We start from the raw sequence: 15,480 nt of genomic DNA on the forward strand, positions 1-15,480 counted from the left end.
ATGGATGATGGGTGCCCGAGACGGGCACATCGTGCCTATACTACCCGCCAATGACGCGAGCCTGGTCACCAGAGTGATCCGCCATACCGGCCTGGATCATCTGAGCGACCGCGGCCTCCGGGACTCGGAAGCTCTTTCCGACGCGAATCGCGGGCATTTCGCCACTGTGAATCAAGCGGTACACAGTCATCTTAGAGACGCGCATGATGTCCGCCACTTCCGTGACAGTCATAAAACGCGGCGCCGACTGCTGTTCCATTTACTGACTCCCAGTATGCTCGCGAGGCGCGCTAAACCCGATTCGTTCACCGCTTACGTAGCCTCACGAAATATACTACTGCCCAACCACATGGAAACTGCAACTTTGTCCAGTTTTGTTGCAGAGTCGTTAAGGAGCAGCGATGGCACCGGCACGCAAGGGTCGACAACAGCGAGCGAAGACACCTCGTTTACGTCCCCAGCCCGGCGCCACCCGATCCCTGATGCACGGGCGAGCCCCGGCCTCGTCCCCCACTCTCGCGGAGGAAACCCTCAGCCCACAGCCCTCCCCCATCGTCCGCCAAATCCCCGGAGGACCCAGCGGCCCCCACCCCCAGGTCCCCACCTCCCGCATGCAGCGGGTGCGCGCCTGGCTCTCACGCCAAGCACGCTACTCGCCCGCACGCCTCGCACTGGGCACCTTCGCACTCATCATCGGCGTCGTCACCGCGCTCCTGATGCTCCCCATCTCCTCCTCATCGGACACGTCCGCCCCCTTCGTCGACGTACTCTTCACCGCCGTATCCGCCGTGTGCGTCACCGGCCTGACCACCGTCGACACCGCGACCTACTGGTCCCCCTTCGGCCAAGCCGTCATCGCCGCCGGCATCGTCGTCGGCGGCCTGGGCGTCATGACCCTCGCATCAATCCTCGGATTCGCGGTGTCACGCCACCTCGGCCTCACCCAGCGCATGCTCGCCACCCAAGAAGCGGGAACCGGCGCCATGGGACAGATCTCGACACTCCTCAAAGCCGTCATCGCCACATCACTGAGCATGCAGGCGCTCCTCGCCGCCGTGTTCCTCCCCCGCTTCCTCGCCATGGGCATCGACCCCGTGCGCGCCGTCTGGGATGCCGTCTTCATGGCGATCTCCGTGTTCAACAACGCGGGCTTCGTCATCCTCCCCGGTGGCCTGGCGCCCCACGTCACCGACTGGTGGATGCTGATCCCCATCATCCTGGGCACAACCGTGGGCGCCATCGGCTTCCCCGTCATCATGGACGTCGCCAAAAACCTGCGCACTCCGCGCCGCTGGCGCCTCCACACCAAGCTGACACTGTCGACCTACCTGATTCTGGCGTTCGTCGGTGCCCTCGCAATGGCTCTCACCGAGTGGCACAACCCGACGACGCTCGGCGCGATCGACACGCCGTCGAAGATCCTCAACGCCATGCTCGCCGGCGTGAACTCCCGATCATCAGGGCTGTCCGCCCTCGACGTGGGCGCCATGCACTCGCAAACCCACTTCGTCCAGGACATCCTCATGATGATCGGCGGCGGCTCAGCATCCACCGCGGGCGGCGTCAAAGTCACGACCTTCGCTGTCCTCGTACTCGCCGTCATCGCGGAAGCGCGAGGCGACCGCGACATTGAAACCTTCGGCCGGCGCATCCCCACCTCCACGATCCGCCTGTCGGTTGCCGTGTCCCTGCTGGGCCTGGCGCTCGTCGCAATCTCCGTCGTACTCCTGATGTCGATGACGGACTACACGCTCGATATCATCCTCTTCGAGACCGTGTCAGCATTCGCGACCGTCGGCCTGTCCACCGGCATCACCCCGATCCTGCCCGTGGGCGCCAAATACGTGCTGATTGTCCTCATGTTCGCGGGCCGCACCGGCTCCATGACCGTGGCCGCGGCCCTGGCCCTGCGCCAGCGCTCCCGCGTCATCCGTATGCCCGAAGAGCAGCCCATCATCGGCTGATTTCCGGGCTAGTGGGGCTCCACACAACAAACCCGCCCCCAACGAGCCCCACGCACGGGCCCAACCGGTACAAAACTCTCCCGGCACGCCCAAAAACACCGAAATCCGGCCATTTCTCGCGAGCAGGGAGAATTTTCTCCCGCTTCCAACACCAATCCACCACTCACCCGGTACAAAACTCTCCCAGCAACAGCCACCCCCGGGCTCAACCGGTACAAAACTCTCCCAGCAACACCCACCCCCTGGCCCATCCGGTACAAAACTCTCCCCGCAACACCCATCCCCGGGCTCAACCGGTACAAAACTCTCCCAGCAACACCCACCTCAAGGCCCATCCGGTACATAACTCTCCCAGCAACAGCCACCCCCGGGCCCAACCGGTACAAAACTCTCCCAGCACGCCCAAAAACACCGAAATCCGGCCATTTCTCGCGAGCAGGGAGAACTTTCTCCCGCTTCCAACACCAATCCACCACTCACCCGGTACAAAACTCTCCCAGCAACAGCCACCCCCGGGCTCACCCGGTACAAAACTCTCCCAGCAACACCCACCCCCTGGCCCAACCGGTACAAAACTCTCCCAGCACGCCCAAAAACACCGAAATCCGGCCATTTCTCGCGAGCAGGGAGAATTTTCTCCCGTTTCCAACACCACCTTGGTGCCTATTTCAACGCAGCTGACAGACTGGTCCCCACTTTCACCCAGGCACCAGACCAATGCGCCCCTGAGCTGGGCATTGTGCGGGTTATCGGCTGCTCATCACGATGTAGCTCCCGAACGCGCAGGGACTGATCGGAGGTTAGCCGACTGGAATTGGCCCCGGCACACACAGGCCAGTTCCGAGCAGCTCAATCCAGAGCAGGCACGACTAGCGTAAAAGCCCCATCATCCACAGGCTAGTTTCCAACCGAGAGTTATCCACAGGCTCATGCGCAGGGCTTGAATGCAACGTCCAACCGGAACACAGTTGAATCCAAGTACCAACAGCGAAGCACACCTCGCAGTAACGAAGGAGTTGCAATGTTGCGAGAACACGTGGAATCCATTCGATCGTCCCTGGTAGTTGCGGACTCCCACGCAGCTAGCATGCGTATTCATCGACGCATTCAGAACGGGACGCTGCGTCGTCTGCTCTCGGGCGTCTACATTCCGACAGCTCTGTTGGACAGACATAGTTCATCCGAGTGCAGGGACATAGTTTTTATTGCACGTGTATGTGCCCTGAGTCTTCGTTACCCCGACTACGTTATTAGTGGTGTCGTCGCCGCGTACCTGCTTGGCCTTCCCTGCGAGGCTCGCATTGAGCAACTCGCGCTGTATGCGCCATCGCGAAAGTGCCCGACCCTCGTGCATTTTCCGGAAGTCGTCATTGATGACAGCATCCGCATCCCCTCCGTATGTGTTCGTACGTGCCGCCCGGGCCGTCCCGTGTCTTCCATCGAGTATCTGGGTTTTCGCATCGCGACACCGGCGCGAGTTGTTGTTGACTGCGCTCGCCTACTCAACGAACAGCACGGGTTTCCCATCGCCTGCGCAGGGTTGGCCCACGCGTGCCAGTTCGATCGTTTCCGTCAGGATGAGTCGCGCGCCCGCCAGGAGGAGTCACGTGGAGAATTCCACGAGGCTTTGGCTGCCACTTCCCTCAACACCATCGGACGAGGGCGAGCCCGATGGGTCATAGACCGCGCTGACGCTGGTTGCGAGTCTCCCGGCGAGGCTTTGGTTCTTCTGGCGTTACTGCGCGCGGGGATCACCGGGTTGACGACACAGGAGGAAGTCCGTATCGATGGCCGCACGTACTTCATTGATATTGCGTTGCCTGCATTGAAGATCGCGATCGAATTTGATGGCCGCATCAAGTACGGGGAGACCGTCAGCCAGGTACACGATTCGATCGAGGCCCAGCAGCGTCGCCAGCGAGACCTTGAGCGGGCGGGCTGGAAGGTGATTCGGGTTCGGTGGTCGGATCTGAAGCTCATCGACGAGGTCGTCGCCCAGGTTGTGGTTGCAATCCGCGCGAAGGTCGGACGCTGATTGTCCGCATGCCACAGCGCGGCCAGATGGCCGCATCGGCGTACCGCACGAGCAGGCGACGGCAACTGCGGCTGGTGCAGGCACGAGCAGTAATGCGACCGCAGCCATCAGCACCACCAGCGAGGCCGGGACCACCAACGAGGCAGGCACCAGCACCGGGACAAGCTTCCACATGTTTCACGCATGTTTCACGCGCCGAACGTGTGACCGCGACGGACACGCGCGACAGCCAACACCCCCCACACCAGCGACGCGCGGCCGCAGCGTTCGCGGCACGCGCGCCCGCAGGGAAGAATGGAGGGTATGGCAGATGAACGCGAGTCAAAGGAACTGCAGTCGGGAACGCTGGTCATCGGGCTGGGCCGTTTCGGCTCGGCTGTCGCGGTGACGCAGGACCAGTTGGGCTATGAGATCCTGGCGGTTGAAAAGAATCCCGCCCGAGTGCAGGCGTTCGCGGGGCGTTTCCCTCTTGTTGAGGCTGATGCAACCTCCAAGGACGCTCTCGAGCAGCTGGGCGCACGCGAGTTTCGCAGTGCTGTTGTCGGTGTGGGGTCGTCTCTGGAGGCGGCGGTGTTGATCACGGCGAACCTGGTCGACATGGGTATTTCGTCGATCTGGGTGAAGGCGACGTCCTCGCAGCATGGCCGTATCCTGCGCCGCGTGGGAGCGCATCATGTTGTCTACCCGGATTTGGATGCTGGTAAGCGCACGGCGCACTTGGTGGGTGGCCGCATGGTTGACTACATCGAGATGGAGAAGGATGGTTTCTCGATCATGAAGTTGCGCCCGCCGCAGGAGGTGCGCGGTTTCACGCTGGAGGAGCTGGATTTGCGTGGCCGTTATGGCGTGAATGTACTGGCTATTCGTCGTCCGAAGCAGCGTTTTGAGTACGCGGATGCGTCCACACGTATTAATGCCGACGACGAGATCATCGTCTCGGGCGATTCGCACCTGTTGGAGTATTTCGCGAATAGGCCGTAGCGCTGAGAATACGGGAGGGCCCCGCACAGTGGTGTGTGCGGGGCCCTCCCGTTGTCACACGGGGACGAGGCCGGGGCCGCCCGCGCTCACGCCGCGAGGCAGAGCGCGGGGGTCCGTGCCGGTCGTCTCACGTGCGCGGCACCTCCGGGGTGACTGGGCACCCCAGACGCACGGTCAGTGACCGCGACCGTGACGCGACCTATGCGGGCGTGGGTGACGTCCGCCGCCGTGGCCACCATTGTTGTGGCCACCCTTGCCGTGGCCACCCTTGTCGTTGCCACCCTTGTGGCCACCCTTGTCGTTGCCACCCTTGTGGCCACCCTTGTCGTGGCCACCCTTGTCGTTGCCACCCTTGTCGTTGCCACCCTTGTGGCCACCCTTGTCGTTGCCACCCTTGTGGCCACCCTTGTCGTTGCCACCCTTGTGGCCACCCTTGTCGTTGCCACCCTTGTGGCCACCCTTGTCGTTGCCACCCTTGTCGTGGCCACCCTTGTGGCCACCATCGTCGTGAGAACCATCATGGTCGGATTTACCGCCGCCCCAGTCAATATGGGGCTCGATGCTGGGGTTAACCTCAATGTGACGGTCTTCGCTATTGTCGACGTCACCGTTGTAGATGGTGCCATTGTTGTCACCGCCAACAACTGTGCCGCTGTTGTCTCCGCCAACAGAGGTGCTACCGGAGGTGCCACCGTTAGCCGTGCTACCGCCACCGGCACTGCCATCGCTACCGGCGGTGCCGCTCGTCGAGCCGCCTTCGCCGCAGCAACCGCCGCCGGGCGCCTGGCACTGCTCGCCGATGTGCTCGACGCCCCGAGTCAGGTCACTACCAGCCGAGGTCATGACGGCGTAGATGGCCTCGATCGCCTGGAGGGCGCTCATGAGGACCTCGAGGACAGGTTCAATACGATTGACCCACTTCGAGGTCTTGCTAGTCACCTGGGCCGCCGCCGCGGGCGTCGCGAGGCCGAGCGTGCAGATCTCTTCCGCGGCGACCTCGAAACACGTGACAACGATATCCGCGATAGCGCTCACGACCGAGTCGTGGATATTGTCGACAGAGTCCGCGACCTTGGACAGTGCTTCGCCGAAAGCACCCGACGCCTCGGACACGCCGTTGATCGCGCTGTAGACGACGGCTTGACGCTCCTGGTAGGCGCCCACGGCTTCGCCATGCATATCGGCAAAGTCACTTGAAGCTGCACTCTCCAGCTCTTCGGCAATGGACGCGAGGGAGCTGGAAATGGACTCCCAGCTGGCGCTCATGCCGTACACCTGCCCGGAGTCGCCGGTCAGCTGGTTGACCCAGGATTTGAGCGGATCCACGTGCTGCAAGATCCATTCGACGACCGAGCCAGCGATGCCACCGACAGGATCCAGCACCAGATTGCCGACCTCCTCAACGAGTCCCTGCGCGGAATCAACGAGGTTGGTGACATCGCCCGAGCGCAGATCCTGGGCAGCATTGTAGAGAGTGTCGAAGACGGCCAGGCCCTCTGTCGGGGTGGTGTAGTCGATACTCCGAGTGTATTCGGGGGCTTCGGGACTCACTTCTTAACTCCTTCGAACAGGAAGCGACGCAGCGTCCGCTCCTCATCCTGACGCTGACGGTAGAGGAATGTTTCGATGTCCTTATCGCCACGATTATCCTGTCGCTCGAACAGTGAACGCACATCGTCCGTATTCGTATCGGGGTTGGCCTTGGAGAACTCCTCGATACGGGCGGACTGGGCCTTCTCCTGCTGCTCAACGAAGCTGCGGTAGCTGGCCTGCTGATCGTTGCGCTGCTGCGACATGAAGGTATCGAAATCCCTGGATGTCGCCTGCGGGTGTTCCTGGACGTACTGGCGGATCTGCGTTTCCTCGTCTGTGCGCTGACGCGACAGGAAGTCCGTCATCGCGTCCTGCTGCTGTTGCTGGTTGGACTCGATGAGGGTCTTCATCTGGGAGACATCCGTACCCGGGTGTGCCTCCGCGTAGCGTGCGAGAGCCTCGCTCTGGTCTTGCTTCTGGCGCTCGTAGAACTGCGACAGGTCGGTGTTTTCGTCGTCGCGTTGCTTCTCGAGGAAGGCACGAAGGTCATCGTCGCTCGAGGTGATCTTGTCATGGCCGCCGAGCAGGCTGTCGAAGTCATTACCGGGGGCACTGTGATCCCCGTGCTTGCCATCGGAACCATCGTGGCCGTCGGAACCGTCCTTGCCGTCGTGACCGTCGTGACCGGAACCGTCCTTGCCGTCGTGACCGTCGTGACCGGAACCGTCCTTGCCGTCGTGACCGTCGTGACCGGAACCGTCCTTGCCGTCGTGACCGGAACCATCCTTGCCGTCGGAACCGTCCTTGCCATCGTGGCCGTTCGAACCGTCTTGGCCGTCGTGACCGGTCCCATCCTTGCCATCGTGGCCGTCAGAACCGTCCTTGCCATCGTGGCCCGAACCATCGTGATCGGAACCGTCGTGACCGGAACCATCGTGGCCCGAACCATCGTGACCGGAACCATCGTGACCGGAACCATCGTGACCGGAACCGTCAGAGCCACCGGAACCGTCAGAGCCGCCGGAGCTATGCGTGCCAGGGGTCGGAGGAACCGGGGTGGAGGGCTTATCGTCTCCGGAGCCATCGCCGCCGCCGCTGGAATCGCCACCACCGCCGCTGGAATCACCGCCACCACCGCTGCTGGAGCCGCCACCACCGCCGTTGGAACCGCCACCACCGCCGTTGGAACCGCCACCACCGCCGTTGGAACCACCGCCGCCGCTGCTGGAACCACCGCCACCGCCGGGCGACGGCGTCGGAGAAGGACCGGGCTGAGGCTGCGGCTGCGGGTTCTCCTGCCCCTCATGAGCCTTCTGAATCTCGTCCTTGATTTTCTTCTCAAGGTCGTCCATCTCCTGAGCCCATTGAAGGAGGCAGTTGACGAGACGCTTCTCGGCACCGGCGCAGTCGGTGATCATCTTGGTCAGATTCTCGATCTGCGAATTGACGGGAGGAGCGAAGAAGGAACAAATGAGGCCGAATGCATTGCCGCTGACCTGACCGTGCGTCGAGTTAGCGACGCCCACATTCTGGTCGAGCATCGATGCGTTGTCGCTGACCGTGGACGCGTGGCTACGGATTGTTTCCGTATTGACGCCGAGATCCACCCCGCTCATCGCTGACCAGCACCCAACGAACCGAGCGTCGAATCGACGCTATTGAGGTACTCCTTGAGGGAACCGCCGTCCTCGCCGAAGCGCATGGTCGTCTGCGTACGCACGTAGTCACGCATGTTGCGCCCGGCGTCGGCGTACGCCTCCATGATCGCTTCTTCAACGTCGCGACCGCTGCCTTCGAGCGCGTCGTCATCGATGGACAGTCGGACGAGCCGACCGTTCGGATCGACCTCCACCTCAACCTCATGGCGGGAGTCGAAGCCGGTCGCCTTCGCGCTCTTGAGGAGTTCAACGAGGTCGCGGGCATCGGTAGCACGCTTTTCGGCGGCAGCCATCTGAGCTCGGAGGGTCTGTTTTACTTCTTCGGGGGTACGCCCCATCACATCTACCATACGGTTATCCTAACTGAGTTCCACGGTGTACGTACACCTCTTCATCTGACGAGACAGTTCAGAGATTCCGGCCTCGCCAGATGCCGTCTATACGTTCAGTATTGAAGCATATTGGCTGAGAGCCCCTCGCGTCCACTAATCTGCGTGATAGCGCAGGCTCGTCCCCAGATGAGCCGGGTATCCGTAGGCATCCGAGTTCAACACACCTTCGTCGACGCCCCGGTAGACGTACTCATCGTCGTTGTAGATAAAACGCGGATCAGCAACCCCGTCTGCATAGTCCTCAAAGTCATCGAAGGTGACAACGGGATTACCGCCCTTGTCTTCGAAGGGATTTGCGTCACGATACTGTGTGGGGTCAGAAGCGAGGAAAGCCACCGGATCAACCTCACCGTAACCGGTGCGTTCATTCCACTGTCCACCAGACCCACTGGCCGTGGCGGCGAGCGCCTGCAGGATCTGATCTGCCGTTATGTCGCTGCCAAAACCTGCCCACGCCAGCGCGAGAACACCGGCGATCAGAGGCGCGGAAAACGACGTTCCCGCGACCGTGTAGATACTATTCGTGCTGGCCCTCCGCGCGACCCCCTCGCCGACAGCGACGAGGGACACACCATCACCCCAGTTCGAGTAGTCCGCGTATCGCCCATCCGTCTCGAGCGCGCCAGCACCAATGACACCACCCCACGGGCCGAGAATGTCATCCGGATTGCGTTCTCCGTCATTCCCCATCGATACGACGATAGGCACCCCTTGAACGACGGCGCGGGCCACCGCCCAGCGCAACGACTCTGTATCGCTGCGGGAAAACGTCGTGGAGATAGAGATAATGTTTGCGCCGTCATTCAGCGCCTGTTCGATGAGGCTCGGTTGATCCGCCAGAGCATGGGGATTACTCCCGAGGGAGCAGTCCGACCCTGCTTCTCGCGTAACACCTGCCTGTGCGTAGCTATAAATCGTCGCCCCGGGGGCGACACCAAAGTCGGGAGCGACCAGAAACTGAGCGATATACGTCGCATGATCGTTAGAGTCCTGATCTGTATTAACGGTGCACGGGGTCTTGTCTTGGATATCAGCCCCCTGTAGCTCAGGAATCGAGGTGTCGATATACCCATCGATGACGGCGATGATCACGCCCTCTCCCGTGTATCCCTGTGCGTGCAAAGACGCCAGAGAATAGCGCGAAAAATAGGCCTCGTCGGCAGCTGTAATTTTGTGGTCCTCCGCTCGGGCGGGAGCAACGGGGGCGACGGGCGAGAGCACGGCCGTCAGGGCCAAGGCGCATGCCGAGGCCAGAACGGAGAGGGCACGCAGGCCTCGGGACCGACCAATCGATCGCATCATTGTGTCTGTTCCTTTCGCTTGGGCACTCGGGCAAGTCGAGGCTCGTTACTGATTGTGGTAGCGCGGGCTCGTGCCCAGATGGGCTGGGAAGCCGTAGGCGCCAGAATCCACTACCCGTTCGTCGATTCCTCGATAGACGTACTCGTTATCGTTGTAAATGTCTTCGGGATCCACGAGGCCATCGACATAATCGTCGATGTCGTCGGAAGTCAGCACGGGATCGTCACCCTTGTCTTCAAAGGGGTTCTCGTCCGGGTACTGAGTCGGGTCAGAGGCGAGGAAGGCCACCGGGTCGATCTCCCCGAAACCGGTCCGATCGTTCCACCGACCACCCGAGCCGCGAGCGGTGGCAGCCAGTGCCTGCAGAATCTGCCCCGATGGCACGTCACCATCGAAGCCGTCCCATGCCAGGGCCAGGACGCCTGCAATCAGCGGCGTCGCAAACGAGGTTCCTTCGACCGTCTTCAGCTGATTGGTGCTGGCCTCACGCGCGTAGAACTGCCCGACGGCGGCGATGGAGACTCCGTCGCCCCAGTTCGAGTAGTCCGCGAATGTTCCGTCGGTTGCGAGCGCAGCGGAACCAATCACACCGGCGAAGGGGCCCATGGTATCGGATGCGTTGTACTCGCCGTGGTTACCCATTGATACGACGACCGGAACGCCTGCCGCTACCGCGCGGGAAACCGCCCACCGCAGCGATTCCTCGTCGGCCTCATTGTAGGAGGATGTGATAACGATGATGTTCACGCCGTCGTTGAGCGCCTGCTCAATCAGGCTCGGCTTGCGCGCGAGGGCAGCCGAATTGGAGCCGAGAGCACAGTCTGAATCCACGTCCCCCCAATCGTCCGCGTACGCGTAGTTGTAGATCGTCGCGCCTGGAGCGACCCCGAAGTCGGGCGCAACCAGGATCTGGGCGACTTCGGTCGCGTGATCGTCAGACTCCGCTTCATTGGTGACCTCACAGGGGGTCTTGTCCACGATATCTGCACCCTGAAGTTCGGGGATTGAGGCGTCGATATGACTATCAATGACCGCAATGATGACGCCGTCTCCGCGATACCCGCGTGCGTGCAGGTCAGCCAGTGAATAGCGGGAATAGTAGGCCTCGTCGGATGCCTGTACCTTGTGAGAATCTGCGTGCGCGGCCGGTGCAGGAGCCACCAGCGTGCCCACCGCGAGAAGGCAGGCCGACACCGTCACGCACAGGGCGCGCAGGCGTTGGAAACGATTAACCAATGGCCTCATTATTGTCGTTCCTCTCGGTGAATCGGGTGGGTGGGGGCGACCTGCGCCGTGTCAGCGGACGGCAGGGCGCGCGAGACGCGACGGCGCAGTGACCAGAGCTACGACGCCAGCCCCTGCGGCGCCTCGCCTCACGACAGGTCTTCGTCTGGCTCTTCGACGACCGCTGGCCTGCCGCGCAGGTGCGACAGGATCACGAGGCCGGCGATCATGGCGACACCGAGCACGGCGATCGCGGAGACGATGTAGGCGCGGACCGTCAGGTTGTTGTCCCGTTGCGTCAGGTTTGGCGAGGCGACGGCGGGGCGAGCGGGGGCGGGGTGCTGAGCCGCGTTGGGGTGCGCTGGCCCGTATCTCGTGCCGATGTCGGTGAAGGTCAGCGCGTCAAAGGGGGCGACGATCCCCCACCCGAGCCCATCGGTGCGTTGGTCGGCGGTGCCACGTACGGCTGTCACCTCCAGGCGGTACTTCCACATCTCGGGTCCCTCGTCCGGGTAGGCCGACGCGACGAGCGCCGCGAAACCTGCGGCGTAGGCGGTCGCATAGGAGGAGGAGGGCAGCGGCTGGTCGCCCTCGTATCCGCCGACGAGGCAGTCGGCCTGGTTGAACCATGTCGTGAGGATGACGCCGGCTGGAACAGCGATCCCGACGTGCGAACCGTGCACCTGCTGGTCGGAGGCTGACCCGTCGGCGTTCGAGGCCGTCACGCCGAGGACGCTCTCGTAGGCGGCCGGATACACGACCTTGTTTTGGTCCTGGCCCTGATACACGTTGCCGGTCGAGGCCACGACGAGGGCACGGCCGCGCACGGATTGGATCGCCGCTTCGAGGTTCGCGTCGCCCTCGGCCGCCGACTGGGCGACGACGATGATTTGCGCGCCATGGTCGGCAGCCCACTGGATGCCTCGGCCGACCTTGGACATGAAGGTCTCTTCGCCTTCCTTCGTCGACGTACCCTGCTCGAGGCCAGTGTCCACGCGGACGGGAAGAATCGTCGCCTCGGGGGCGACGCCGATGAGGCCAGAGTTCTTTGACTCGGGCAGTTCGCGGGCAGCAATCGCGCCGGCGATTGCTGTCCCATGCTCGCCCACGTCGACGCGCCCGTCGGTATTTTCGCCACTCAGATCCACGCCGGGCAGAACCACGGGGCCGTCGGAGGACTGAAAGTGTTCATTGCCTGCGGCCACACCCGAGTCGACGATGGCGACAGTCACGCCCTTGCCGCGGGAGATCTCCCACGCGCGCCGCACGCCCACGGCATCGAAGATGTCGGGCTGGTTCTTAATGTACGACGGCGAGTTCTCGGAACATTTCCCGTCCCCCGAGTCGGCCGGGGCGGTCGGCGTCGGGGAGGGAGATGCAGTCGGGGTGGGACGCACACTCGGCGTCGGCACCGGGTCCGCGTGCGCGGGGGCCGGGCCAAACGCGCCCCCAGCCCCGGCCTCGTCCGACGGGGTGAGGGGGGCGACGAGGGCGGCGAGCGTCAGGCCGGCGATCAGGGATGCCCCGACGAGGCCTCGGCCCAGCGCCCGAGATCTGGCACGTATGCGGCTCACGACAGCCCCGCTGAGGTAGCAGCCGCCTGAGGCGTCAACTCCGATCCGGGGGGAACGATATTGCCCCACGCCTGCGGGATCATCGCAACGTCATCCGATGTCCACCCGAGGGCCTTGAGCGAGATGGCGGGAGCATCGCCAAGCGAATGTCGGTACCCCATATCCGAAATGAAAACGTAGGCACCAGCATCGCCACCGCCCGCCGTCAGCGCCGCGACGACCCCGGAACCGCCGGCCACCGTGACCGTGCGCGACGTCGTCGGACCACCCGTCGCAGAGACCGATTCGGCGTCGTAGGAGGCCTGGATAGCACGTTGTTCCTTCATTGTGTACAGGCCAAATTGCGGAACAGTCTTGTCCTTCGTGTCCATCTTGGTGCACAGGACGGTGCGGCTGGCCGCGTCAAGCTTGTCATCCTTCCACTCCGGGTTCGCGAAGTCATCGACGGCGGGCCAGTCCTCGCCGATGAAGTCGGCCTGCACGGGCGCGACGTCCTTGAACATTTCCGTCGGATACTGCTCGACCTTCGGTGCGTCCTGGTAGAGCTTGGCCGCAGTCGAATTGAAGACAGCCAAATCGGAGTCGTTGATGACCAGATAGGAGTTGAGGACCTCGCCATTGGAATTGATCTGCTCGACGACCGTGCCGATCGTCAGGTTCTCATTCTTGAGTGGGCCCGGCAGATTCCTCGCAGGCTCGCCAGCGTTGGGGATGTCGCTGTAGCTCCACGGCTTCAGACGAGTGCCGGAGGGGAAGAGGTCGAGCCACTCGGGTTCGACGATGATCGGGTACGCCGTCCTGTTCTGGAAGGACAGGACCCAGTCGCCCAGGCGGCTCACGGAGGCGTCAATAAGGTACTTCTTGTGGGTCTTCGCATCGATGAAGTACTTGTCCTCGCTGCCCACCGCCTGCACGAGGGCCGCGGTGGCGGGCTGCAGCGGGAAGTTATCCGCCGGCAGGTCCTGGGCGATCCACGTGTGGTAACTGGTCGGCAGGTCGCAGGAGAGCCACGTCGAGGCCAGGTCTGCGGATGCAGGCACGTCGTCTGGGACGCCGGGCAGGCCGATCTGGGCGCCGCGTGGAGTGTCCTTAAGGGACGAGGCACTGGCGCTGACGATCGTCAGGCCGGAGTCTCCCGCGAGGAGCTTCGCGGTCGTCACGTTGCTGATCGGGTGTAGCACGCCGTTCACTGACAGGTAGCGCGCGCCCGTGTCCTTGACGTCGACCAGCTTGTAGTTAGCGTCCGTCAGGTCTGGTTTGGCCGCGAAGCTCCGCAGGGCGATGCCGATGACACACACAATGATGGCGACGACGGCGCCGACGATGAGAGGACGCACCGGGGAGGGAGTGTCGACCTCGCGACCGCCAGGGGTACCCGACGTAAAGGCGGTGATCAGGCGGTTTCGGTTGAAGCGTTGGGCTTCGAGGATATCTTTACTGGTCGGCATAGCTCAGCCCCACATGTAGACGGCCAGGGGAATCAGGGCAAACAGTGACAGCACCGAGATAGTGTCGGCGAGTCGCGTCAGGTGCGGACGCGCACGAGGCCCGACGACGTTCGTGATGACGAGCACGAGGGCCGCCGCAATCGCTGTGAGGGCCACCCATGCCAGCATCGTTGGTTCCGCGCGGGTGGCGAGGCTCGCGGTGATCAGGATCGTCACCAGACCCGTGAGAACACCGAGGAGGACCTCCACGCGCGAGCGAATCGAGCGGGTTTGGAGGATCAGGGAGATCGATCCGAGGAAGACGAGGATCAACGGGAGGAGCACTGAACGGGTGCCGGGCGCGCTCATCAACGAGACCGCGAGGAAAATCGCTGCCAACGCCCCGCCCGCGCGCAAGGCGACGACGAAGACGAAGGAAGTGCCGACCTGGTCGGTGATCGTTTGGGCGGGAATCTGCTCGGTCGTGTTCGCGTCGAGGATGCGCACGGGAATGTGTGCCAGGGCAATCCACGGCGCGATCTGGAGAAGGACGACAATGAAAGCGAAGAGGGCAGCGGAGACGCCGACCTGTGAGAGGGAACCGAGAGAGACCAGGAGACCCGTCGTCGCTATCACGGTACCGAGGACGAGGGGTGCCACGATCGAGATGCGGTAACGCTTGGGCAGTGTGAGGATCGCGAGCGAGCCAACAAGGAGGCCGACACCGATCCAGATCCACCCGGCGGTGTCCCACTGACTCTGCGTGAGACGAAGCGCGGATGCGCAGGTCAGAAGGGGCACTGTGTGCGCCAGCGCGATGCCGCTGGGCCGGGGGCTCTGACGCGTGACGACAGCCGACGTGCCGGTGACGAGGAGGGCGGCGATGATGCCGATGACGCCATAGACACGGTTGAGCAGCGTGATGCGCTGGGGGTCCAAGGATGCGAGGGCATCCGGGGGCGTGGTCGCCAGGAGGAGGGCGGCAACGAAAATGAGGGCAGCGGCAGACAGCGCAGCAAGAATATGAGCATCATCACGTGTCCAAGGAGTGGACACTCGTTCGATGATTTGACCCACCGCTTCAGTGAGGTCGTCGTAGACCATGTCGGCAGCGCCTTCACCAAGAGGCTCGAGCGTGAGGGCGGCTCCCGCACGCACACCCTGGGCGGACAGCGACTTCGACTGGTCCAGCAGACGACCTGACGCGGTCCTCACCGAGAAGCCATCATTTGTCGGCTGATCAGTGAAAGCACCAACGGTTTCAACCATTCCAGGCAACAGCTCCACGAGAGGGATCGACTGCGGAATCGTCACGTCACTGCGATCAACGCCATAGGTAATCGTGAGCGGAATCAGCGCCACTCCTCGAGATGTTTTCGTTGCCATATGG

12 protein-coding genes are annotated in these 15,480 nt (G+C 62.9%); 3 read left to right on the top strand and 9 right to left on the bottom strand.

All coding sequences use genetic code 11. The annotated features are described in order from the left end of the window. Nucleotides 1-40: 40 nt before the first annotated feature. A complete protein-coding gene (locus tag O3656_RS04530) occupies nucleotides 41-259 on the bottom strand; it encodes a helix-turn-helix domain-containing protein (protein WP_003792089.1) in 219 nt (72 codons plus the stop codon). 142 nt (nucleotides 260-401) lie between these two features. On the opposite strand from O3656_RS04530, the gene O3656_RS04535 reads away from it, so the two are divergent. From O3656_RS04535 to O3656_RS04545, 3 genes are all read left to right on the top strand, one after another. Further along, nucleotides 402-1,964 (top strand): TrkH family potassium uptake protein, encoded by a 1,563-nt coding sequence (locus tag O3656_RS04535; protein WP_500062819.1) that lies wholly within the window; start codon nucleotides 402-404, stop codon nucleotides 1,962-1,964. A gap of 1,087 nt (nucleotides 1,965-3,051) precedes the next feature. Then, the gene (locus O3656_RS04540) at nucleotides 3,052-3,999 is read left to right on the top strand and encodes a hypothetical protein (RefSeq protein WP_500062820.1); all 948 of its coding nucleotides are present in this window, start codon (nucleotides 3,052-3,054) and stop codon (nucleotides 3,997-3,999) included. A 303-nt stretch (nucleotides 4,000-4,302) separates the two neighbouring features. Continuing rightward, nucleotides 4,303-4,980, top strand: coding sequence for a potassium channel family protein (locus tag O3656_RS04545; RefSeq protein ID WP_500062821.1), 678 nt, complete (start codon nucleotides 4,303-4,305; stop codon nucleotides 4,978-4,980). Nucleotides 4,981-5,154: 174 nt separating this feature from the next. Here the strand turns inward: O3656_RS04545 and O3656_RS04550 are convergent, their stop codons facing one another. The 8 genes from O3656_RS04550 to O3656_RS04585 all read right to left on the bottom strand — a co-directional run bounded on the left by O3656_RS04550 (nucleotide 5,155) and on the right by O3656_RS04585 (nucleotide 15,476). Then, nucleotides 5,155-6,531: a hypothetical protein gene (locus O3656_RS04550; RefSeq protein ID WP_500062822.1), complete on the bottom strand. Its 1,377-nt coding sequence runs from the start codon at nucleotides 6,529-6,531 to the stop codon at nucleotides 5,155-5,157. Beyond that, complete coding sequence (locus tag O3656_RS04555) at nucleotides 6,528-8,129, bottom strand: hemophore-related protein (RefSeq protein WP_500062823.1); 1,602 nt, start codon at nucleotides 8,127-8,129, stop codon at nucleotides 6,528-6,530. The genes O3656_RS04550 and O3656_RS04555 overlap by 4 nt, the downstream gene beginning before the upstream one ends. Further along, nucleotides 8,126-8,521, bottom strand: a complete 396-nt coding sequence (locus tag O3656_RS04560; protein WP_500062824.1) for a YbaB/EbfC family nucleoid-associated protein — start codon at nucleotides 8,519-8,521, stop codon at nucleotides 8,126-8,128. The genes O3656_RS04555 and O3656_RS04560 overlap by 4 nt, the downstream gene beginning before the upstream one ends. Before the next feature lie 135 nt (nucleotides 8,522-8,656). Further along, nucleotides 8,657-9,865 carry a S8 family peptidase gene (locus tag O3656_RS04565; protein WP_500062825.1) on the bottom strand — a complete coding sequence of 403 codons (1,209 nt, stop codon included), beginning with the start codon at nucleotides 9,863-9,865 and terminating at the stop codon, nucleotides 8,657-8,659. 45 nt (nucleotides 9,866-9,910) lie between these two features. Beyond that, complete coding sequence (locus O3656_RS04570; RefSeq protein WP_500062826.1) at nucleotides 9,911-11,110, bottom strand: S8 family peptidase; 1,200 nt, start codon at nucleotides 11,108-11,110, stop codon at nucleotides 9,911-9,913. Nucleotides 11,111-11,238: 128 nt separating this feature from the next. Next, nucleotides 11,239-12,663 (bottom strand): S8 family serine peptidase, encoded by a 1,425-nt coding sequence (locus tag O3656_RS04575; protein WP_500062827.1) that lies wholly within the window; start codon nucleotides 12,661-12,663, stop codon nucleotides 11,239-11,241. Beyond that, the gene (gene eccB / locus O3656_RS04580; RefSeq protein WP_500062828.1) at nucleotides 12,660-14,111 is read right to left on the bottom strand and encodes a type VII secretion protein EccB; all 1,452 of its coding nucleotides are present in this window, start codon (nucleotides 14,109-14,111) and stop codon (nucleotides 12,660-12,662) included. The genes O3656_RS04575 and eccB overlap by 4 nt, the downstream gene beginning before the upstream one ends. Nucleotides 14,112-14,114: 3 nt before the next feature. After that, nucleotides 14,115-15,476 carry an EsaB/YukD family protein gene (locus tag O3656_RS04585; protein WP_500062829.1) on the bottom strand — a complete coding sequence of 454 codons (1,362 nt, stop codon included), beginning with the start codon at nucleotides 15,474-15,476 and terminating at the stop codon, nucleotides 14,115-14,117. Between the last annotated feature and the right edge of the window lie 4 nt (nucleotides 15,477-15,480).

It is taken from the genome of Pauljensenia sp. 27098_8_83 (genome assembly GCF_041432695.1).
GTDB lineage: Bacteria > Actinomycetota > Actinomycetes > Actinomycetales > Actinomycetaceae > Pauljensenia.